18 protein-coding genes are annotated in these 21474 nt (G+C 64.3%); 12 read left to right on the top strand and 6 right to left on the bottom strand.

Annotated features, from left to right (window positions below; genetic code table 11):
- Positions 1–51: 51 nt before the first annotated feature.
- The gene (locus LLW23_RS09675) at positions 52–831 is read right to left on the bottom strand and encodes an N-formylglutamate amidohydrolase (RefSeq protein ID WP_228945023.1); all 780 of its coding nucleotides are present in this window, start codon (positions 829–831) and stop codon (positions 52–54) included.
- Between LLW23_RS09675 and LLW23_RS09670 the strand changes: the two genes are divergently transcribed.
- Genes LLW23_RS09670 through LLW23_RS09660 form a run of 3 tightly spaced genes read left to right on the top strand, consistent with a single transcriptional unit; the run spans position 825 to position 4571 of the window.
- The gene (locus LLW23_RS09670; RefSeq protein ID WP_228945021.1) at positions 825–1766 is read left to right on the top strand and encodes a transglutaminase family protein; all 942 of its coding nucleotides are present in this window, start codon (positions 825–827) and stop codon (positions 1764–1766) included. The two genes, LLW23_RS09675 and LLW23_RS09670, sit on opposite strands and share 7 nt — an antisense overlap.
- Positions 1760–2575 (top strand): transglutaminase-like domain-containing protein, encoded by an 816-nt coding sequence (locus tag LLW23_RS09665; protein ID WP_228945019.1) that lies wholly within the window; start codon positions 1760–1762, stop codon positions 2573–2575. Before LLW23_RS09670 ends, LLW23_RS09665 begins: the two co-directional genes overlap by 7 nt.
- On the top strand, positions 2568–4571 hold the full coding sequence (locus tag LLW23_RS09660) for a M3 family metallopeptidase (protein WP_228945017.1): 2004 nt from the start codon (positions 2568–2570) through the stop codon (positions 4569–4571). The genes LLW23_RS09665 and LLW23_RS09660 overlap by 8 nt, the downstream gene beginning before the upstream one ends.
- A 15-nt stretch (positions 4572–4586) precedes the next feature.
- Here the strand turns inward: LLW23_RS09660 and LLW23_RS09655 are convergent, their stop codons facing one another.
- Entirely contained in the window at positions 4587–5684 is a 1098-nt protein-coding gene (locus tag LLW23_RS09655) for a serine hydrolase domain-containing protein (protein WP_228945015.1), read from the bottom strand.
- Complete coding sequence (gene glsA / locus LLW23_RS09650; protein WP_228945013.1) at positions 5681–6499, bottom strand: glutaminase A; 819 nt, start codon at positions 6497–6499, stop codon at positions 5681–5683. The genes LLW23_RS09655 and glsA overlap by 4 nt, the downstream gene beginning before the upstream one ends.
- A gap of 386 nt (positions 6500–6885) precedes the next feature.
- Between glsA and LLW23_RS09645 the strand changes: the two genes are divergently transcribed.
- Positions 6886–7965 (top strand): FAD-dependent oxidoreductase, encoded by a 1080-nt coding sequence (locus LLW23_RS09645; protein WP_228945011.1) that lies wholly within the window; start codon positions 6886–6888, stop codon positions 7963–7965.
- A gap of 74 nt (positions 7966–8039) precedes the next feature.
- On the opposite strand, the gene LLW23_RS09640 is transcribed toward LLW23_RS09645, so the two are convergent.
- Positions 8040–11168: a PAS domain S-box protein gene (locus LLW23_RS09640; protein ID WP_228945009.1), complete on the bottom strand. Its 3129-nt coding sequence runs from the start codon at positions 11166–11168 to the stop codon at positions 8040–8042.
- Positions 11169–11544: 376 nt separating this feature from the next.
- On the opposite strand from LLW23_RS09640, the gene LLW23_RS09635 reads away from it, so the two are divergent.
- From LLW23_RS09635 to crtI, 8 genes are all read left to right on the top strand, one after another.
- A complete protein-coding gene (locus LLW23_RS09635) occupies positions 11545–12207 on the top strand; it encodes an ABC transporter ATP-binding protein (protein ID WP_228945007.1) in 663 nt (220 codons plus the stop codon).
- Positions 12197–14722, top strand: a complete 2526-nt coding sequence (locus LLW23_RS09630; protein ID WP_228945005.1) for an FtsX-like permease family protein — start codon at positions 12197–12199, stop codon at positions 14720–14722. Before LLW23_RS09635 ends, LLW23_RS09630 begins: the two co-directional genes overlap by 11 nt.
- Positions 14722–15789: a lipocalin-like domain-containing protein gene (locus LLW23_RS09625; RefSeq protein ID WP_228945003.1), complete on the top strand. Its 1068-nt coding sequence runs from the start codon at positions 14722–14724 to the stop codon at positions 15787–15789. The genes LLW23_RS09630 and LLW23_RS09625 overlap by 1 nt, the downstream gene beginning before the upstream one ends.
- Before the next feature lie 52 nt (positions 15790–15841).
- Positions 15842–16237, top strand: coding sequence for a DUF1761 domain-containing protein (locus tag LLW23_RS09620; RefSeq protein ID WP_228945002.1), 396 nt, complete (start codon positions 15842–15844; stop codon positions 16235–16237).
- Positions 16238–16351: 114 nt separating this feature from the next.
- A complete protein-coding gene (locus LLW23_RS09615; protein WP_228948524.1) occupies positions 16352–17023 on the top strand; it encodes a glutathione S-transferase in 672 nt (223 codons plus the stop codon).
- Between the two features lie 141 nt (positions 17024–17164).
- The gene (locus LLW23_RS09610) at positions 17165–17788 is read left to right on the top strand and encodes a LuxR C-terminal-related transcriptional regulator (protein ID WP_228945000.1); all 624 of its coding nucleotides are present in this window, start codon (positions 17165–17167) and stop codon (positions 17786–17788) included.
- 180 nt (positions 17789–17968) lie between these two features.
- Positions 17969–18169, top strand: a complete 201-nt coding sequence (locus LLW23_RS09605; RefSeq protein WP_228944998.1) for a hypothetical protein — start codon at positions 17969–17971, stop codon at positions 18167–18169.
- Entirely contained in the window at positions 18166–19785 is a 1620-nt protein-coding gene (gene crtI, locus LLW23_RS09600) for a phytoene desaturase family protein (protein ID WP_228944996.1), read from the top strand. Before LLW23_RS09605 ends, crtI begins: the two co-directional genes overlap by 4 nt.
- Here crtI and LLW23_RS09595 read toward each other — a convergent pair.
- Both LLW23_RS09595 and LLW23_RS09590 read right to left on the bottom strand, forming a co-directional pair.
- Complete coding sequence (locus tag LLW23_RS09595; RefSeq protein WP_228944995.1) at positions 19782–20717, bottom strand: NAD(P)/FAD-dependent oxidoreductase; 936 nt, start codon at positions 20715–20717, stop codon at positions 19782–19784. The two genes, crtI and LLW23_RS09595, sit on opposite strands and share 4 nt — an antisense overlap.
- An 84-nt stretch (positions 20718–20801) precedes the next feature.
- Positions 20802–21227 (bottom strand): fasciclin domain-containing protein, encoded by a 426-nt coding sequence (locus LLW23_RS09590; protein ID WP_228944993.1) that lies wholly within the window; start codon positions 21225–21227, stop codon positions 20802–20804.
- Positions 21228–21474 lie beyond the last annotated feature (247 nt).

Below are 21474 nucleotides of genomic sequence, written 5' to 3'. Positions count from 1 at the left end.
CGTCGTAACGTGGCGATCCTTTTGGATCGCGAACGACGATAGGCACCCTGACTATACGGTCAGTAGCGCACGCTTCAAAAGCGAAGCCCAATGCCGCTGCGCTTGCTGGTCTCCGAGGAGATCCTGCCGGATCTCAAGCTCGGCATAGGGCCGCCGCGTCGGATAGGCGTGGCGCGGCACAGTGTAGTCGATCTGGTCCATTTGGTATGGCTCGTTATCGCCGACCGTCAGATCCGAGTCGCGCTTTAGGGCAGCCAACAGGACGGTGGCGAACGACGTGTCACCACCATAGTAAAGGACGCCAATCTGCCACGGGCGTGGCGTTCCGCCTCGCATTACGGGCGTGAAACTGTGGAGCGACACGAGCACCATAGCCCGTCCTTCGGCGTCGCGCCGGCTCAGTTCGTCCGCAATGACGCGGTGATACGGCTCGTGGATAGCCGCCACACGTTCGGCACGATCATCGGGCGTCAGCGCCACGTTGCCCGGTACGTGCGTGCCGTCGCTCGTCGGCGCCATGGCGTCTTGAGCGTCTGGCGTACGGTTGCAGTCGATGACCAGGCGCGAATAGGTTTGCCGGATGAAGACGGCGTCCAACTCTTCGGCCAAAGCAACGCCAAGACCATCGACCCCGATGTCCCAGGCAATATGACGGCGTCGATCAGCCTCACTAAGTCCCAGTGTTCCCAACGAAGAAGGGATGACATTGCCGGCATGATCGCCGATGAAGAGAAACGGCGAGCGACCCGCCGGGTTCACGATCGTCACCGGTGACGGATCGGACTCGGTCAGTAACGGAGACCCGATGCTACGATGACCGTTCGATGCCATTCCTGACCCTCTCGCACGTTACGACCTATACCTACAAGCAACCGGTCTCGTTCGGCGAACACCGGATCATGGTCCGGCCGCGCGAGAGTTTCGACCAGCACCTGCTCGAGGCGACGCTGACGATCGACCCCGAGCCGAGCGATGTTCGCTGGCTGCAGGACGTCTTCGGTAACGCGGTTGCGATCGCAACCTTTACTCGCCACGGCAGTCGCTTGACGATCGACAGCAAGGTGCGGGTTCAGCACGAGCCCGGAGACGTCCAGCACGTCGACATCGAAGAATATGCCCGAAGCTATCCCTTCACTTACTCGTCCGAAGAAATGCCGGATTTGCTGCGCTCGATCGAACGACAGCATCTCGACCCCCAGCGCGAGATTGACACCTGGGCACGTCGATTTTTGAACCTCGAGGGCGCCACCGATACGCTCGCGATGCTGACCGCGATGACGACTGCGATCCGGCGTGAATTCACCTACGTTCCCCGCGCCGAGAAGGGCACCCAGACTCCGATCGAGACCCTGCGCCGCCGCAAGGGCACATGCCGCGACTATGCGATGCTGATGATCGAAGCGGTGCGTGCGCTGGGCTTCGCGGCGCGTTTCGTATCGGGGTATGTTTACAGCCCGGGCGGCGGGCGCGACTCGCGCAAGGGAGGTGGCAACACGCATGCCTGGGTGCGGGTCTATCTGCCGGGGTCCGGGTGGGTGGAATTCGACCCGACCAATGGCATCGTCGGCAGCGAAGGGCTGATCCGCGTCGCGATCGCGCGGGACATCTATCAAGCTGTCCCGATCTCCGGCACCTACGAAGGCTTTCCGGGAAGCTTCCTCGACATGGAAGTGACCGTCGACATCACCGTCGACCCACCCGTTCCGTCGCATTCCCCGCTAACGACCGCGTCGCCGGTCGAGAACCGAGAGCCTATCCGATGCTGATCCGCGCTGGCTACAACATCAGTTTTGATGCAGACGCCTCGACGCCGATGATGGCGATGCTGAGCGTGCATCCATCGCGCCACAAGGACCTTCGCACCCCGCACCGGATCACCACGGTTCCCGAGGTGCCGGTATATGACTATCTCGACACGTTCGGAAACGTCTGCACGCGCGTGACGGTGCCCGAAGGCGGCCTGACGCTCAGTTGCGACTTCGTCGTCGAGGACAGCGGCCTTCCGGACGCTAGATCCCCCGACGCTATCCAGCACCAGATCGAGGATCTGCCCCACGACGTTCTGATGTTTCTGCTAGGCAGTCGCTATTGCGAGACCGACCGACTGTCCGAAACGGCCTGGTCGCTGTTCGGCCACATCGCGCCGGGCTGGGAGCGGGTGCAGGCGATCGTTGCGTTCACGCACAACCATATCGAGTTCGGCTATCATCACGCGCGATCCACCAAGACCGCGTGGGATGCCCATCAGGAGCAACAAGGCGTGTGCCGCGACTTTGCGCATCTCGCCATTACCCTGTGCCGCTGCATGAACATTCCCGCACGCTATTGCACGGGCTACCTCGGCGACATTGGCGTACCGCTGTCGGACGCGGCGATGGATTTCTCGGCCTGGTTCGACGTGTATCTCGGCGGCGCTTGGCACACCTTTGACGCGCGTCACAACACACCACGGATCGGACGCATTCTGATGGCGCGCGGGCGTGATGCGACGGATACTGCGCTCACCAACGTGTTTGGGCCGGCGTCACTCGCGCGCTTCGAAGTCCATACCGATGAAGTGTCATCGATTGACTGAGGCAGCAGCGGTCCGCGATCCATTATTGGACGAAAGCTCCCTGCCCTTCGCCGCGCCCGCGTTCGACCGGATAACGTCCGAAGATTTCCTGCCAGCGTTCCGCACAGGCATCGCATCGGCGCGCGCCGAGATCGATTCGATCGCCGGCAACGCCGAACCGCCTACGATTGATAACACCATCGTTGCCATGGAGCGCGCCGGCGCTGCGCTGGCGCGGGTACGTCGGATCTTCTGGACGCTGTCGTCGGCGCAGGCGGTACCAGCGATCCGCGCAATCGAGGCCGAAGTTTCGGCGATGATGACCGAGCATGGCACCGCGATTGCGCACGATGCGAGGCTGTTCGCGCGCGTCGATCAGTTATGGGAGGAGCGCACGAGCCTCGTGCTTGACGAGGCGCAGCTTCGGCTACTGACCGCCAGCCACCGCGGGTTCATCGACGGCGGGGCGCTGCTCGACCCCGTCCGGAAGGAGCGCTTTGCCACTATCCAGCAGGAGTTAGCTGCACTCTCTACGCGCTTCGGCCAGAATGTTCTGGCGGCGGCCGCAGAATGGTCGATGCACCTGTCGCCGGAAGACTGCGCCGGGCTTCCCGACGCGATGCTGGCATCGACGGCAAAGCGCGCGGAGGCCGACGGCCTACGCGGCCACGTCGTCACGCTAAGCCGAGGCGACGTCGAGACTTTCCTTTCCTTCGCGCATCGACGCGATCTACGCGAGCGGATTTGGCGATCCTTCACTGACCGGGGCGCTGCCGAACCACACGACAATCGTGCCGTCCTCGCGGCGATCCTTACGCTGCGACAGAAAATGGCGACGCTGCTCGGCGAGCGGAGCTACGCCGACTATGCGCTGAAGGAAACGATGGCAGCGACGCCCGAAGCAGCGGAGGCTCTGTTGAAGCGGGTCTGGGCACCCGCGCTCGAACGTGCGGCCGCCGAGCAGTCCGAACTGCAGCAGCTCGCGGATCGCGACGGCGTATCGATCGCCGCCTGGGACTGGCGGTATTATGCCGAGCAGGTGAGGCGCGACCGATATGCGCTCGACGGCGCGGCGGTGAAGACCTTCCTAACTCTGGAGGGCGTGCGCGCGGCGGCGTTCCGGGTCGCCGGTCGACTGTACGGCCTGCAGTTTGATGCCCGTAAAGACCTTCCGACGTGGCACCCCGATGCTCGCGCCTGGGCAGTCACTGGTCGCGACGGACAGGCCGTCGGCCTGCTTTACACCGACTTTGCCGCTCGGCCCGAGAAGCATGGCGGCGCCTGGATGGGGACGCTGCGCGTGCAGGAGGCGCTCGACGGCCCGGTACGGCCGATCGTTTACATCGTCGGCAACTTCGCGATGCGGGAGGACGGCGATGCGGGGCTGTCGATCGACGAATCCCGAACGCTATTCCACGAGTTCGGACACGCGCTCCACGCGCTGCTGTCCCAAGTGACGTATCCGAGCCAGGCCGGGACGGCGGTGGTTCGCGACTTTGTCGAGTTTCCGAGCAAGTTCATGGAGCATTGGATCGTCGATCCTTCCGTCCTTGTGGAACTCGGCGTCCCAGCGCCGCTGATCGACGCGATCGGCCGGGCGGACGAATTTGGCCAGGGTTTTGCGACAGTTGAGTTCGTGGCGTCGGCGATCCTCGACCTTGCCCTGCACCGGCTGCCCGACCCGACCGATCCGATCGATTATGCGGAGCAATTACTTGGCTCGCTTGGGCTTCCCGATACAATCGTGCCGCGTCACGGGCTGACACACTTCACCCACATCTTCGACGGCGGCTACGCCAGTCAGTATTACAGCTATCTCTGGGCCGAAGTGCTCGATGCCGACGCATTCGAAGCCTTTGCCGATGACCCGTTCGACCAAGGCTTGGCAGACCGGTTCGCCCGCGAGATCCTCGAGCAGGGCGACACCCGGGACCCACTGGCGTCTTTCATAGCATTTCGTGGGCGGCCCCCGCGCGAAGATGCCCTGCTGCGTTCCCGTGGTCTGTTGCCTGCCTGATCCCAGGGACAAGCCTCAACTCGCGCCGCGCTCCGCGGCAGGGACGATACCGTCAGAGAGGAGGCCGAACAGGGCTCCTATATGGTCGCTGTCGCGAGCACCGCCTGGATCCGACGTCATCACCACCGTCAGCTTCAGATCGGGCAGTATGTAGACCATCTGGCCGCCATATCCCCACGCGAAGCGAACGGGGTGTCCCCTCGCCTCGGACAGGAACCAGCCATACCCATAGCGCAGGCCGCTCCACGGCGAGGTCGTGCGCGGCGTCCAACTTTGGTCAACCCATCCCGCCGGCAGAACGCGGCGGCCGTCGATCACGCCGTCGAGCCGGTAAAGCTCCCCGAACCGGGCAAGCGCCCGCGGCGACAAGCTCATCTCGTTGCCGCCAAAATAGATGCCCTGTGGATCGGCCGTCCATGACGGGATCGTGATACCAAGCGGCTCGCCGAGCCATTCGCGTGCATTGGCCAGCGTGCTCTTCCCGGTCGTGCGGGTCAGCAAGGCGGACAGCAGGTGCGTCGACCCGGTCGAATACAGCATCTGCGTACCCGGTTCGGCGACAAACGGCCTTGCGAGGGCATAGCGTACCCAGTTCGGGCTCGACACCCAGCGCCCGTAGAATTCACCCGACGTCCGCTCCAGTCCCGCCTGCATGGAAAGCAGGTTACCGATCGTGACGCGCGCCAGCCGCGGGTCGGGTTGTGCCGGCGCATCCCGACGCAGCAGCGGCAGGATCGGCTGATCGACGGTGATCGCGCCGCGTCCGATCGCAATGCCGATCAAGGCCGACATCACCGACTTGGACGCCGACTTGATGTTCACCGGCTGGTCGAGCGGCGGTCCACCATTGAAGACGTGTGCTGCGAGCGTCTCGCCATCGCGTAGCACGAGGAGCGATCGGATGCGCGGAAAGCGCGAGGCTGCAGCGACGGTGTCGCGCATCGTCGCTGCATCGAGCCCCTTGGTTGCCGGCGTGACCGCCGGCTCGACGACCGCTGCGGACGGTGGTGTCTGGCCGTCGCAGGCGGTGGCAAGCAGACACGGCAAAAGGCACGCCAGCGCGACGCCTCCCTTCCGCCATGCAGGAAAGCCCGAAAAGGACGCGACGTTCATGCCGCAGCTGACACGAGTGGCGGGCCGAACACAGACCATCCCGTCCGATCACATAGCATCTCCAGCGCCCGCACGCCGAGAATGCTGTTGCCATGCTGGTCGAGGTTCGGCGACCACACCGCAATCGATGCGACATCCGGCACGATGGCGAGGATGCCGCCGCCGACGCCGCTCTTCGCTGGCAGGCCGACGCGCATCGCGAAATCGCCCGACCCGTCATAGTGACCGCACGTCATCATCAGCGCGAGCACCCTGCGTCGGCGGCGTGCACGCGCATCTGCAGCCTCGTCATCCGGGCTACGCCGCGTCCTGCTGAACGGAATCCCGGCTTTGGCAAGCCCGCAGCAGTCGAGCACGATGGCGCATTGGTGGACATAAGCTTCCATCACTTCGTCCGGATCGGAGTGGAGGTTCCCGTGGTGACGCATAAAACTCATCATGGCCCGGTTGAGGTCACCGCCCTCGTGCTCGGACGCCAGCACATCATCGTCGGCGCCGATCCGCGCCAATCCGGCCCTTTCACGGATTTCCTCCGCGACGGCGCTGGCTTGCCAGTCGTCCGCCAGTTTCTCGACGAGGATGTCGACCACGACCAACGCGCCGGCATTGACGAACGGGTTGCGCGGGAGTCCCGAGGTTCGCTCCAGGTCGATGATCGAATTGAATGAATCGCCGGACGGCTCGCGGCCGACACGTTTGAACAGTTCGTCTCCCTCCGATGACAGTGCCATGTCGAGTGCGAAAACCTTGGAGATGCTCTGGATCGGAAAGCCCGTTCCTGCCTCGCCGGCGGTGACGACCTCGCCGGACGCCAACGCAACGGCGATCCCGAACGGCCCTGGAGCGGTATCTTCCTTCCGATCGGCCGCGTTCTCGATCGTCACGGCCTCACGGTCGATCGTTGCGGCGATCTCTGCAACGATTTGGGCGTGATCGTTCACCGGCCGATGGCCACGTCGCTGGCATTTGAAGCAAGACGTAAATAAGCAGCCGGTGAAGTATCAACACACATCGTTATGGGATCCTCGGTGGCGCAGGACACGCCTGCGTCCCCAAAGAAAGCCTGAAACGCTGCGCATGTTCCAAAGCGTGATGTCCGGCACGCCGCAGCGGCTCAGATCAAAGGGCAGTGCGGGGTGGCTCAGGGCGGCTGACCGGAGCAGCACTCGACAGCATCGACCGATCGGCTACGCTTGGCCCCGTGACCATTCTCCTCGATCGCCGCCGCCTGCTTGGTGCAGCTGGCGCACTCGCGCTGCCCGGCTGCACCGCGGCGCGCATCGCGTCCACGTCGACATCCGCCGCCTGCCTGCCTCCGGTGAATGTCGCGCGCGAGCGCGTCATTCGTAGCGTCGCGGGCTTGCGCCCCTTCCGCCCGGCCGGATTTCGCGTCGAACGCGAGGCGCTTGGCGACAAAGCGCTGGTCCACAATTACGGCCATGGTGGCGCCGGGATCACGCTGAGCTGGGGCACGTCGAAACTCGCGGTCGATCTCGGTCTGCCTGGGCATACCGGGCCGGTCGCGGTGCTCGGCGCCGGCATCGTCGGGCTTACCACGGCGCGGCTTGTGCAGGAGGCGGGCTTCCCAGTCACCGTCTACACCGCTGCACTGCCACCCGAGACGACCTCGAACATCGCAGGTGGCCAGATCCACGCTTATGGTTATTTTAATCGTTCGATGGTGACGCCCGCATGGCTCGCCCAAGCAGAGCGTGCCGAGGATTACAGCTGGCGCCGCTTCCAGATCATGGTCGGCGACGACTATGGCATCCATTGGGTACCGACCTACGTCGAGAGCGGCAGCCGACCGGGCCCGCATATGCCGGCCTATCAGGCTCTCGACCCCAAAGCCTGGCCGTTCGGCGGCGAACGGCTGCTGCGCTACGACACGATGTACGTCGAGACCGGCCGCTTTCTTCGCGAGTTGACGAAGGATATCCAACTCGCCGGTGGCAACATCGTTGTTCGGCGTTTCGCCGCGCCCGCCGACGTCATGCGGCTACCAGAAACGTTGGTGTTCAACTGCACGGGGCTGGGCGCCGGCGCCTTGTTCGGCGATCCGACCATCTACCCCATTCGGGGTCAGCTCGCGATCCTGCTCCCGCAGCCCGAAATCCGCTACGCCTACACGGGCAGTGCCGGATACATGTTCCCGCGATCGGACGGCATTGTGCTTGGCGGCACCTATGAAGAGCATGTCGGCGACCCGACGCCCCAACCTGAAACGATAGAGGGGATCATAGCGTCGCACCGGAAGCTGTTCGCTCGGTTCCGCTGCTGAAGAACGTGGCACCAGAGGTCAGCAGCGTTCGACCCACACCAGCCGATCGCTCGAAGCCCCCGCGGAGCCGGGCGTCAAACGACCCCCAGCATGCCTCGGACCTTGCGGGTGAGATCGTCCAGCGAAAATGGCTTCGTCAGCAGCTCCATGCCGGGCTCGAGATGCCCATTCCCCACCGCCGCGTTCTCAGCATAGCCCGTAATGAACAATACCTTCAGGTCCGGCCTGATCGCACGAGCAGCATCTGCGACCTGCCGTCCGTTCATGCCGTTCGGCAGGCCCACGTCGGTGATGAGCAGTTCGATGCGCGCGCCCGATTGAAGAACCTTGAGCCCGGCCGCCCCATCGGCGGCGCCGATCACCGTATAGCCGAGCTCGTCGAGCACCTCATCGATCAAGTGACGGATCGTCGCTTCGTCATCGACGACGAGTATGGTCTCGCCATGACCTTCATTAGCCGACAGCACCGCTGAAGCGTCTTCCTCTGCGGCCGCATCGCCGAGATGCCGCGGCAAATAGATGCACATCGTGGTGCCCTGCCCGACCTCGGAGTAGATGCGGACCTGCCCACCCGATTGGCGCGCGAACCCATAGATCATCGACAGGCCAAGCCCGGTGCCCTGGCCGATCGGCTTCGTCGTGAAGAAGGGTTCGAACGCCCGACGGACGGTTTCCGGCGTCATCCCGGTGCCGGTATCGGTGACGCAGATCGACAAATATTGGCCCGGCGGCAAGTCGCGCTCACGGGCCGTGCGGTCGTCGAGCCACTTGTTCGCCGTCTCGATCGTGATCTTCCCGCCATAGGGCATCGCGTCCCGGGCGTTGATGCACAGGTTGAGCAACGCATTCTCCAGCTGCCCCGGATCGATCATTGCATTCCACAAGCCGGCTGCGCCGACGATCTCGACATCGGTGGTCGCCCCGACCGTGCGGCGGAGAAGATCCTCCATGCCCGCAATCAGCCGGTTCACGTCGGTTGGCTTGGGATCAAGCGTCTGCCGACGGGAGAAGGCGAGAAGGCGCTGAGTCAGCGATGCGGCCCGGCGGCTTGCGCCCTGGGCCGCATTCACCAGCCGATCGAGATCGTCCAGCCGACCTCGCGCGACTCGATGCTGGAGCAGCTCGAGGTTGCCCATGATGCCGGTAAGCAGATTGTTGAAGTCGTGCGCCAACCCGCCGGTGAGCTGGCCCACCGCCTCCATCTTCTGGGATTGGCGCAGCGCCTCCTGCGTCGCGGCGAGATCGGCCTGCGCACGCAATCGCTCGGTAATGTCGATCGCGTGGTGGAAGGCACCGATCACCCGCCCGTCTTCCACTCGGAGGGGATTATACGTCACTTCCCAGTGCGGCACAGCCAGATCGGGATCCCCGAACTCCTGCGTGACCGTGAAGACCTCGCCGGCGAGCGCGCGGGTCATGAAGTCTCGCATGATCTGTGCTTGATGCGGCAGAAACAGGTCGGGAAACACCTCCCCAATTTCTACGCGATGCCCGTAGATGCGGAAGAACTCGTCGCTGTGCGCCTGATTGAAGGCGATCAGGCGGTACTCGGTGTCGAACGCGCAAACCGCGGCAGTGTCTGACTGTACGATGTTTCGGTACAGTCGCAGCGCCGCAGAGCGCTCCTCGATTTGCTCCTCCAGCGTCTCGTTGAACCTTCGAAGCGCCTCCTCGGCGCGTTTCCGCTCACTGATGTCGATCGACGATCCGACCAAGCCGACCACCTCGCCTTTGGCATCGCGAAATGGCGCTTTCGTCGACAGCCAAGTTGCGCCAGTTCCATCAGCAAGGCTGATCACCTCTTCCAGAGCCTCGATCCGGTTTTGCGCCATGACGCGCTGATCGTTGGCCATCACCTCTAGCGCCTGGGTTGGATCGTCGAGAAATTCGAGATCCGTCCGGCCGATCACGTCTTCGAGCGGCTTGCCGACGAGTTCGGAAGTTCCCCGATTGGCTGCCAGCATGCGGCCGTCGCGATCCTTGGCGTAAACCACGCCCGGCACGGCCTCCATCACCGCCGCAAGCAGCGCATTGGCCTGCCGAAGCGCATCCTCCGCCTCGCGCCGGTCGTCGATGTCGATGACCGATCCGACATGGCCGAGGAAGCTGCCGTCTTCGGCGAAGCGGGGAGCCGCAGCATCGATCGCCCAGCGATAGGTCCCATCCGCACGGCGCAACCGGTACTCGACCCGAAAAGGAGCCTGCGCAGCGCAAGCCGCCAGAAACGCATCTCCGGCCATCTTTTCGTCGTCGGGGTGGGTTGCCTTGGTCCAGCCGAGTCCAAGCGCGTCTTCTTCGGTCTGCCCGGTGAACTCGTACCAGCGACGATTCAGGTAGCTGCAATAGCCATCCGGCTCGGTCACCCACATCATCAACGGAGCGTGGTCGGCCATGTTGCGGAAGCGGGCCTCGCTGTCGATCAGCTCGGTTCTCGTGCGGGCCAGTTCCTCGACTTGTTCGCGGTCGCGTGTCTCATTTCTGGCAATCTTGAGAAAGCCGGTACGGCCGCCATCCCCGTCAACGATCGGGTGCGTCGACCCATTCATGAACACGCGCGATCCGTCGGCGCGCAAGTGCCACCGAATATCGGATGCGCAGCCCTCGGCGGCAGCCATGGCGATCTCGCTTTGGGGCACGCCAGCTTCGCGATCTTCCAAAGTGAAGATGTCGTCGATCGGACGCCCGAACGCGTCCTGTTCCGACCATCCAAATGCGGTTTTCGCTCCTGCCGACCAGCTTGTGATCCGGCGATCCGCATCCATCGTCATGATGGCATAGTCCCGCGCGCTGTCGAGGATCAGCCGCAGGCGTTCCTCGCTCGCGCGAGCCAATTCATACCTACTGTCACGCTCGCGCACCGCCCGACGGAGTTCGAGCTGCGCCATGACCTGGCGAGCAAGCACGTGCATCGTGTCCTGCTGAAGCTGCGTCAGGTCACGCGGACGATAGTCGAGAACGCACAGCGTTCCGATCGGCAACCCATCCTCCGTCTTTAACAGCGCGCCAGCGTAGAAGCGGATGTGCGGCTCACTCGTTACCAACGGATTGCAAGCAAAGCGTGGGTCCAGCGTCGCATCCGGAACGAGGAGGAACTCCTCTTCGATCAGCGCCTTGGCGCAAAATGACGTCTCAAGTGGCGTCTCGCGAACGCCAAGCCCCACCTCAGCCTTGAAGAATTGCCGCCCGTCACCAACCAAGTTCACGACCGCGATCGGAGCATCGCACAATCTGGCCGTCAGGGCGGCGAGCTCATCAAAGGATGGCTCCCGCGGAGTATCCATCACCTCGTACCGAGCCAATCCGGCAAGCCTCTGGCTCTCTCGCTCACTCACGTCGCGTAATTTTCCCATGACCACCGGGTCTGTGCGGTGCGGTCAGTTTAACGCGAGCCGCGTACTCCACAATGCACATCGGGCTCGAAGGGCGAGAACCGGCTTTCGGAAGTCTTTGAACTCGCCCAGAGCGTCGGCTATTCTTGAACCTGCGGCTGCGAACGGACCCTTTGCATTGAGTACACGCACCGTTTCAAAGGCTCATGATGGTCGTAAGCCGCGGGCGGGCGCGTCGACGCCGCTTCTTGTGGTTCGCGGGCTGACCAAGTCGGTTCCGGGCCCGCGCCGGCTGTTCCAGCATCTCGATCTCGCGGTAGCGTCCGGCGAGTTGGTTGCAATCATTGGGGAGTCAGGCGTCGGCAAATCCACGCTTCTCAACATCCTCGCTGGCCTTGACGAAGTGGACGGTGGCAGCGTCGCGATCGATGGGGTTGACCTCGGCAACTTGGACGAGACCGCTCGCACGCGGCTGAGGCGCGAGCGGATCGGCTTTGTGTTTCAGGCCTTCCACATCCTTCCCTACCTGACGTTGCGGCAGAACGTCGCCTTGCCGCTAGCGCTGGTTTCCCCGGGCGCCGCCGCCGCGGAGCAGCGCGCAGAGGCAATGCTCGATGCGGTCGGACTGGGTGGGCGCGGTGAGGGCTACGCGCGGGATCTCTCCGGCGGAGAGCTTCAGCGCGTCGCCATCGCAAGGGCGTTGGTCCATCGTCCCGCGCTGATCCTGGCCGACGAGCCGACGGGCAACCTCGATCCGGAGACGGCGGCGCGCGTGCTGTCGTTGTTTGCCGGGGCGGTGCGCGATCATGGCGCCGCCGGGGTCATGGTCACGCATTCCGCGGCGAGCGCGGCAATCGCCGACCGCGTGCTGACGCTGGGCGCCGAGGGGCTGGTCGACCGGCGTGGCCAGTGACGCGGGGCTGATCTCAGGCCGGCTGGCGCTCACCTGGCTGATCGGCGGCGAGTGGCGGTTCCATCCCGCGCGATTCCTGATGACGGCGATCGCGATCGCGGTCGGCGTGGCGCTGGGGTTTGCTGTCCACTTGGTGAATGGCTCGGCGCTGGCGTCGTTCGACGGCGCGATGCGGGGCGTGAGCGGTGGCGCCGAGCTGTCGATCCGGGGGACCAGCCCGCTGGGGTTCGACGAGCGCGTCTATCCACGTGTCGTGCGCGCCGCTGGCGTGGCGGACGCCAGTCCCGTCGTCCGGCTCGACGCGCGCATCGGCGATGCGCGTGTGGCGGTACTGGGCGTCGACGTGATCCGTGCCGCGATGGTGACGCCGTCGCTGATCGGACTGCGCCCGAACGGCCCCGATACCAGCAACGACGCGGCCTTCGACGAGGCTATGCTGTTCCTGTCGCGTCGGGCGCTTGTGCTGACGAAGTCGCAAATCGGCGCGCAGGTGCAGGTAGCGGCGAACGGGCGGACGGCCTCCTTCCGGGTCGCGGGTACGCTCGCCGCAACCGACGATGCGGCAGTCGGCGTCATCGACATCGCGGCCGCGCAGTGGCGCTTCGCCAGGCTGGGGCGGATTGACCGGCTGGACCTGAAGCTGTCAGATCGCGCCATCGCAGAGCCTGCGCTGGCCGCCCTGCTGCCGCGCGATGCGATCGTGTCCACGGCGTCGGCGCAGAACACGCAGGGCGATGCGCTGTCGCGGGCGTATCGCGTTAATCTGGACATGCTGGCGCTCGTCGCGCTGCTGACCGGCGGCTTCCTCGTCTATTCGGCGCAGTCGCTGTCGGTCGTCCGGCGGCAACGCGCCTTTGCGCTGCTGCGCACGCTCGGCATGCCGCAGGGCGGCGTCGTGGCGGCCGTGATCGTTGAGGGGATCGCGATCGGCCTGGTCGGGTCCGCTGTGGGCCTCGCGGCGGGCTACGGACTCGCCTGGGCAGCGATTCACTGGTTCGGCGGCGATCTGGGCGCGGGATATTTCGGCCGGGGCAATGCGCGCGTCGTGTTCCAGCCAGTCGCGGCGCTGGGCTTCTTCGCGCTGGGGATGCTGGCCGCGTGCCTCGGCAGCGCACTGCCGGCGCGCGTTGCGGCGCGGGCTGCGCCTGCCGCCGCGCTGAAGAACGCCGGCGACGTGCTCGATCCGCGTCAACCGGTCGCCTGGTGGCCGGCGGCGGTGCTGCTGGTGGCGGGCGGCGGCGCCGCGCTCCTGCCGGCGATAGCGGGACTGCCGGTGTTCGGGTTCCTCGGCATGGCGCTGATGCTGGCGGGCGGGGTGGCGGGGGTGCCCTGGTTTGCCAGGACACTGCTGGCCCCGCTGGCCCGACGACAGTCTGGCGCGGTGCCGGGTCAACTCGCGGTGCGCCATCTGTACGGCGCGCCGGGCGAGGCAGCGACAGCGCTGTGCGGGATCGTTGCCTCCACCGCACTGATGATCGCGATGGCGACGATGGTGACGAGCTTTCGCGGCGCGGTCGACGACTGGCTGGGCGACGTGCTGGGTGCTGATCTCTACGCGCGCACCACTTCGGGCGCTTCCTTCGACCCGGGCACCCGGAGGCGTATGGCCGCCACGCCGGGCATCGCGACTGTTGCGTTCAGCCGGCAATTGCCGCTGACTATCGCTGCCGATCGCCCACCGATCAGCCTGATCGCGCGGCCGGAGCGGAACAGCCGCGATCCGCTGCTGGTGGTGATCGAGCGCGCAGCATCGCTGCCAGCCGGCGCGCTTCCGATATGGGTCTCGGAACCCGCGCAACGGCTGTACGGATGGGATCCTGGCGAGACGATCACGCTGCCGATCGCTGGCGAGACCCGCTTCGTGGTCGCCGCGATCTGGCGCGATTACGGGCGACAGGCCGGCGCGGTGATCATCGACGAGGGTGACTATCAGCGGCTGACCGGCGACGAGGGGCGGGACGAACTTTCCGTGACGCTGACGCCCGGCCAGGACGCGGACCGCGTCGCCGCTGCCATTACCGCGCGCTTGCCCGCCACGCTTCGCGGCCAAGTCGAGATCACGCAGCCGGCAACGCTGCGGCGGTTTGCGCTTACGCTGTTCGACCGCAGCTTCGCAGTTACCTATCTGCTCGAAGCAGTTGCGATCCTGGTTGGCCTCGCGGGCGTCGCGGCGACGATGTCGGCGCAGACGATCGCGCGCGAGCGGGAGTTCGGCATGTTGCGGCACCTCGGCCTCACGCGCGGCCAACTGACGACGATGCTAGCGACCGAGGGCGCCATGGTCGGGCTGACCGGGGCGCTGGCTGGGATCGGCCTTGGCTTGCTGCTCGCGCAGGTGTTGATCCACGTCATCAACCCGCAATCGTTCAACTGGACGATGGCGACGCGGGTGCCTGTAGGTACGCTGATCGGGGTGGCGGTGGCGTTGACGGGCGCGGCGGCGGCCACGGCAGTGCTCGCGGGGCGGCGGGCGACCGCGCGAAGTGCCGTTCAATCGGTAAGGGAGGATTGGTGATGAAGCGGGGGGCGACCATCGCCGCTTGGCTGGCGATCGTAGCTGCAGCCGCGCCCGCAGCGACGCCTTATCCGCAGGTGCGCCCCGGCATAACGCTGCAATTCCCCGCAGATCATGGGGCGCATCCCACGTTCCGCACCGAATGGTGGTACGTTACCGGCTGGCTGCGGACGGTGGACGGCAAGGATCTGGGCTTTCAGGTCACGTTCTTCCGCACGCGACCACCCGTGGACGCCGGCAATCCGAGCCGGTTCGCGGCGCGCCAGGTGATCTTCGCGCATGCCGCCCTCTCGGACCCGGCGAGTGGGCTCCTGCTGCATGGCGAGCGCGCCGCTCGACAGGGTTTTGGCCTGGCATCGGCCAGGACCGGGGATGCCGACGTGGCGATCCGTGACTGGCGGCTGCGTCGCGAAACCAATGGACAATGGCGCACGCGCGTCACCGCGGACGGGTTTGCGCTTGCGCTCGCATTCCAGCCTACCCAGCCGCCGCTGCTGCAGGGGCAGCGGGGATACAGCCGCAAGGGGCCGCTCCCCGAAGAGGCGAGCTATTATTATTCGATACCGCATCTGCGGGTGAACGGCAGCGTGGTGCGCGACGGCAAGAGCGTACCAGTGACGGGCGAGGCATGGCTCGATCGGGAATGGTCCTCCAACTATCTCGCCCCCGCGGCGCAAGGGTGGGACTGGACCGGGCTCAACTTGGACGACGGATCGGCGCTGATGGCGTTCCGGATCAGGCGCAAGGGCGGCGGCACGCTTTGGGCCGGCGGATCGCTGCGCCGTCCTGATGGATCGACCGTGGTGCTGGGCGCACAAGACGTGCGCTTTCGCCCGATCAGGACATGGCGCAGTAAGGCCACCGGCGCGGTCTATCCGGTGGTGCAGGACGTGAGCATTCGCGTGAACGGACGCATTTTCACCCGCCGTCTCACCCCGATCTTCGCAGCGCAGGAGCTCGACGCGCGGCGAAGCGGCCTGCCGGTCTATTGGGAGGGTGCGGTGCGCACGGCGGGTGGTCGCGGGTATCTGGAGCTCACCGGCTACGACAAGCCACTTGCGATGTAACGAACCCGGCCGGATTGCGTTTGGACCCAAATGGTTTCGCAACGGAGGACCGATGATCTACATTGTCTTGAACGCGATCGCGATCATCGCTGCGACGCTATCCGGCCTCGCTTTCGGCGCGGCATATTACGGGATCATGCGGCGAACGCACCCACGCATGACCGTTACGCTCGGCGCGATCACCACGATCTTCCTCGCCGAACTATGGCTTTGCGCAATCCTGGCTGGCGCGCTGATCCTAGCGCCGCCCAAGGGCGGCGTGTGGACGATGTCGCTAGGTAGCGCCTTCGTCATCTGGACAGGCTTCGTCGTGCCAACGGTGATCGCATCCTATCGCTTCCGCGCTGTCGCCATGCGCACCGCGCTGGTCGATTGTGGCCATTGGCTGGGCGTGATGCTGGTCCAGGCGGTCGTGCTTCGGCTGATCGGCCTGGTGGCGCCGGCTTAAGGAACTTCAGCGCGGGCGGGGAGCGGTCCACGAGCACGGGTGACGCGACTGATCGCCAGGCGCTGGCCCGAGCAGGTAAGTGGCATGTTCGGCGGGCAGAGCCATATGGTCAGGATGGCCATTCCTGTCCTCTACAGTTTTCGTCGTTGCCCCTATGCAATGCGCGCCAGGTTGGCCCTGGCGGTAAGCGGCATCCGCTACGAACTGCGCGAGGTTAAACTCTCCAACAAACCAAAAGAGCTGTTCGCTGCCTCCCCAAAAGGTACCGTTCCTGGCCTCGTGCTCCCTAATGGAACTGTGATCGACGAAAGTCTCGAGATCATGCACTGGGCGCTGGCCGTCGCCGATCCGGAGTGCTGGCGCGCGCGTGATGATCCGGCGTTGATCGCCTCGTTCGATGGCGGGTTCAAACACGACCTCGATCGGTACAAATACTTCGAACGATACAAATCTGACCGCTTTGCCCATCGTGAAAGCGGGCTTGCGCTCCTGAATGAGATCGACGGTCGCTTGGCGGGCGGTCGTCAATTGTGTGGATCTTTGCGCGGGCTCGCCGACGTCGCGATCATGCCGTTTGTTCGACAATTCGCAGCCGTGGACCGTCAATGGTTCGACGCGCAGCCCCTTCCTCGTTTGCAGAAGTGGCTGGCTGGGCATCTGGCGTCCGATCTCTTCAACGCGATCATGGTTCGCCACGCACCGTGGTCAGCCGGCGATCGGCCTAGCGTCGTTGATGCCGCGTCCCCTCGGAAGGTACCCGGTCACTCGCCTGCACAGCCCCGGTGACAATGCCGCTCGCGCGCGCCATTCTTAAAAGCTAGCTTCCGTTTTTTACGGGTGAACAGCGGTCCACCGCTTCCCATAATTCCGGTGCCACGGCGTCCCATCGCCGGTATAGAGCCGGTACGCACCGGAATCTCAGCAGATATGGCAAATCAGGTCGACCTCCTTCCCTCGCGGGACCGCCATTTCCGCCTCGTAACCGACAGTCCCATTCCATCGGTGATCAGTGATCCACGGTTGCCCGACAACCCGATCGTTGCCTGCAACGACGCCTTCTGCGATTTGACTGGGTATCCCGTCGAAGATGTGGTCGGGCGCAACTGCCGCTTCCTGTCAGGCCCGGCGACCGAGCCGTGGTTGACAGAGGAAATTCGTCGGGGTGTGCGTGAGCATCGTCCGGTGCTCGTGGAGATCCTGAACTACAAGCGCAGTGGCCAACCGTTTCGGAACGCCGTCCTGGTTGCGCCGATCTACGACGAGCAGGACGCCTTGTTGTATTTTCTCGGTTCGCAGGTTGAAATCGATGCAGGCGCTTCGTCACCGTCGAGCATGCGCCGCATTCGTGCCGCCGAATTGGTAAAGACGCTGTCGCGCCGACAAGGGCAGATCCTCAAGCTCGTCGCGAACGGCCTGCTCAACAAGCAGATCGCAGCCGAACTCGGTCTGGCCGAAAAGACCGTCAAGATGCACCGAGCTATCTTGATGAAACGGCTCGACCTGCAAACGACGGCCGATCTGATCCGCCTGGCCGTCGAGGCCGGTCTTTAGCGGCCTTCTCTTCCGATACCGCACAAGGTCCGTATCGCCGGCTAGGTGGCCTCGGCATATTCCCCAACCGTCGCCACAGCAGCAGTGCTGCGCTCCTGTCCCCGTGGGATGCGCGGTTTGGCAATTCCCTTGGCCATCGGCTGCCGCTGTGACGACACTTGGGGAATCAGCGATCGTATCATGACGATCCGGCGACCTCCCGAAGAAGCCCTGCCCGGCGCAATCGCGTTGAGCATCATTGCGACGGCGAGCCAGATGGATATCTTCACGCCCTTTCAATTGCTAGCGTCGGTTGCGGTGCCGCATCTGCTGCTGTCGCACTGGCTCGAACGGCGGTTGATTCCCGCTCCATTATTTCAAGAGAGGACCGCAATTCCATGAGCCGTCGTACCGCTATCGTGATCGGCTCCGGCATCGGCGGGATCGCGTGTGCGATCCGCTTGCAGAGCCTCGGCTTCGACACTCGGATCGTCGAACAGCTCGATGATGTCGGCGGCCGTGCCTATGTCCGCCGCGCCGAGGGGTTTACCTTTGACATGGGGCCGACCGTACTGACGGTTCCGCACTTTATCGAAGAGCTGTTTTCGCTCGAACGCGACGCGGCGATGCTGGCCGAACCCGACTTTCCGGCGGACGTACTCGCCGATGGGCAGCGCATCGTTTCCGGCGTCAGCGGCGGTCCCAACACTAGCCGTTACCTCAGGATCGTGCCGGTCTTGCCGTTCTACCGCATCTATTTCGATGACGGCAGCTTCTTTGATTACGATGCCGATCCGGTGAATGTGCGCGCGCAAATCGCGCGGCTCGCACCCGAGGATTTGGATGGGTATGAACGTTTTCACGAGGCAGCACGTGCGATCTTCCAGCGCGGCTTCCTCGAGCTCGGCTATACCTATTTCGGCAGTCTCGGGTCGATGCTCGCGGTCGTGCCCGACCTGCTGAAGCTTGGCGCGGTGCAGCCACTGTTCTCGCTCGTCAGCAAGTATTTCAAGACCGACAAGATGCGGCAGGTGTTCAGCTTCGAGCCGCTGCTGATCGGTGGCAATCCGCTGAAAGTACCGGCGATCTACGCGATGATCCATTTTGTCGAGAAGACGTGGGGCATCCATTACGCGATGGGCGGAACCGGCGCGCTGGTGAAGGCGCTGATCGTCAAATTCGAAGAACTTGGTGGGCAGGTACGGCTCAATTGCGAAGTGGCGCAGGTCGATGTGGAGAAGCGTGGTCGCAAGCGCGTCGCGACCGGCGTGACGCTAGTTTCGGGCGAGTCGCTAGTGGCAGACGTGATCGTCTCAAACGCCGATTACGCGACCACCTACCTGCGGCTGATCGACAAGGCGCATCGCCGTATCAATCGCGACGCCGTGGTCAAATTCCGCAAGCAGAGCATGTCGCTGATGGTGATCTATTTCGGCTATGCGATGCGCGAAAGTGATCCCGATCTGCAGCACCACAACATCATCCTCGGGCCACGCTACGAGGAGTTGCTGACGGACATTTTTGAGCGAAAGATCCTTGCTGCGGATTTCTCCCAGTATCTGCATGTTCCAACGCTGACTGACCCGAGTTTGGCGCCGCCGGGTCATCATGCCGCTTACACGCTCATTCCGGTGCCAAACACGCTCGGCGACATCGACTGGGATGCCGTCGGCGAAGGGTTTGCGGATAAGGTACTGAATTTTCTGGATGACCGCGGCTACATTCCCGGCCTGCGCGAGCGACTGGTCTATCGCAGCTTCGTCACGCCCGATTATTTCGAGCAGACGCTGGGTGCCTATGCCGGCAACGGCTTTGGCGTCGAGCCGCGGCTGACTCAGACCGCTTTCTTCCGCCCACACAATCGCAGCGAGGACATCACGAACCTGTACCTCGTCGGGCAGGGTACGCAACCGGGTGGGGGGACGCCGTCGGTGATGATGTCAGCCAAGATGACCGCTCGGGAGATAGCGCGCGATTACCAAATTGATCCGCGGATCGTTGCGGGGATGCCTGGTTAGCGTGAAATCGAGAGGATCCGGTCGGCCAGCATTCGTCCCGATAGCCAGGCGCTTTCAACTCTCGGTGAAAGGAGCCAATCGCCGACCGCGCCGATCCGCTGCGTTTTGTTCCAAAGCGCACCGTGATGCGCGCCCTCGGGGCGCGCGTAACGCCAGCGATGGCCGAGCCGTTTGGTGGGGTCGGGCAGTTCTCGGCCCGCTTTCGCCCTGAGCGACGACAGCATTGCATCGACAACGCTGGTTTCGTCGTCTTCAAGATGATCGCGCGACCAGTCCGCGTTCGCTTGTATCACCCATGCTTCGATGTCGGTGCGGCCCGGCTTGGCGCTGTTACGCGCAGCCCAGCCGATGATGCCGGCGTCTCGAACGATGTCCTCGGCGAGGGCGATCCGTTCAGGGAACGCCACCATTGTCGTCCAACATGGCGCGGATGGGGAGCCTTGCGCAATCGTCGCCATCGCCGGATCGTGTGCGACTAGCAACGGGGCCGCCTGCTCGGCAGGCGTCGCGACGATCACCGCCTCAAACCCATCGTCAGCAACAGAATCCAGGAACCACAATCGGTCGAGGCGACGAAGCGCGTCGACACGGCTATTCCAGCGCACAGCGAATGGCCGGGCCATTGCTTTCACCACCGCGTTCATTCCCGGGGTTCCCACCCAGGCGTCATCGCCTGCGTTGGTCCAACGTGCCACCACGCCCGACGCCTGCCAGCCCCTAACAGCCGCTGCGAACCGAGCGTCGCGCGTCGTGAAATATTGCGCACCGTGATCAAACGCCACGTCACCCAACGGCATCGGCACACGCCGTGTCGCCATGCGCCCGCCAGCGCCGCGCCCCTTATCGAACATTACAACCTGATGCCCGGCCGCCTTCAGCATCTCGGCGCAAGAAAGCCCTGCAATGCCCGCTCCAACGATCGCGATCTTCATGCCCTTAGCCTGCTGCATGTCGTGTTAGATTGCGATCGCGCCAGTGACCGGAGCATTGCCGCCCTCGGTCACTGGCGTCGAAGGTCAGCCCTTGGGCAGCAATACGGTGTCGATGACGTGGATCACGCCGTTCGTGCATGCGATGTCTGCGGTCACGACCTTGGCACCATCGACGGTGACGCCGTCAGTGCCGTCGACATGGACGGTCGATCCGCCCGCGGTTGCGGGATCGAGCACCTGGCCCGCTACATCCGCTGCCATCACCTTGCCGGGGAGGACGTGCAGCAGAAGGATAGCAGTTAGCTTGTCCTTGTTCTCGGGCTTTACAAGATCGTCGACGGTGCCAGCAGGCAATGCCGCGAATGCGTCGTCGGACGGCGCGAAGACAGTGAATGGGCCGTCGCCCTTCAGCGTATCGACCAGGCCCGCCGCAGTTACGGCAGCGACCAGCGTGTTGAAGGCGCCCGCGGCGACGGCGGTATCGACGATATCATGCGTGGTGTCGGTCATGTCTATTCCTTGATTTCGGCAGGGTTCAGGGCAGGATGATCGTCCTCGACAGCCTGAAGTGGGAGATGCCTGCACGCGTCGCTGTCACCCACGCCGTCCCCGTCGCATCGGGGCACATGATCCTCAATACGGCCTTTGAACCATCTTGCGCTGCCGGAACGCTACGAACGATCGAGTTGAGGCCGACGGCACGGCATCGTAGATTGCGGCGCAAGACTGATGCGCAGCGCTCTTCGAAATGGCACTC

The organism is Sphingomonas radiodurans, from assembly GCF_020866845.1.
GTDB lineage: Bacteria > Pseudomonadota > Alphaproteobacteria > Sphingomonadales > Sphingomonadaceae > Sphingomonas > Sphingomonas radiodurans.
This window is presented reverse-complemented; position numbering and strand designations above follow the sequence as displayed.

Coding starts and splice junctions, on each gene's coding strand:
- LLW23_RS09665 (WP_228945019.1), top strand. CDS start 1,760: ATGCTGATCCGCGCTGGCTACAACATCAGTTTTGATGCAGACGCCTCG.
- crtI (WP_228944996.1), top strand. CDS start 18,166: ATGAGCCGTCGTACCGCTATCGTGATCGGCTCCGGCATCGGCGGGATC.
- LLW23_RS09605 (WP_228944998.1), top strand. CDS start 17,969: ATGACGATCCGGCGACCTCCCGAAGAAGCCCTGCCCGGCGCAATCGCG.
- LLW23_RS09590 (WP_228944993.1), bottom strand. CDS start 21,227: ATGACCGACACCACGCATGATATCGTCGATACCGCCGTCGCCGCGGGC.
- LLW23_RS09675 (WP_228945023.1), bottom strand. CDS start 831: ATGGCATCGAACGGTCATCGTAGCATCGGGTCTCCGTTACTGACCGAG.
- LLW23_RS09620 (WP_228945002.1), top strand. CDS start 15,842: ATGATCTACATTGTCTTGAACGCGATCGCGATCATCGCTGCGACGCTA.
- LLW23_RS09595 (WP_228944995.1), bottom strand. CDS start 20,717: ATGAAGATCGCGATCGTTGGAGCGGGCATTGCAGGGCTTTCTTGCGCC.
- LLW23_RS09625 (WP_228945003.1), top strand. CDS start 14,722: ATGAAGCGGGGGGCGACCATCGCCGCTTGGCTGGCGATCGTAGCTGCA.
- LLW23_RS09655 (WP_228945015.1), bottom strand. CDS start 5,684: ATGAACGTCGCGTCCTTTTCGGGCTTTCCTGCATGGCGGAAGGGAGGC.
- LLW23_RS09610 (WP_228945000.1), top strand. CDS start 17,165: ATGGCAAATCAGGTCGACCTCCTTCCCTCGCGGGACCGCCATTTCCGC.
- LLW23_RS09615 (WP_228948524.1), top strand. CDS start 16,352: ATGGCCATTCCTGTCCTCTACAGTTTTCGTCGTTGCCCCTATGCAATG.
- LLW23_RS09670 (WP_228945021.1), top strand. CDS start 825: ATGCCATTCCTGACCCTCTCGCACGTTACGACCTATACCTACAAGCAA.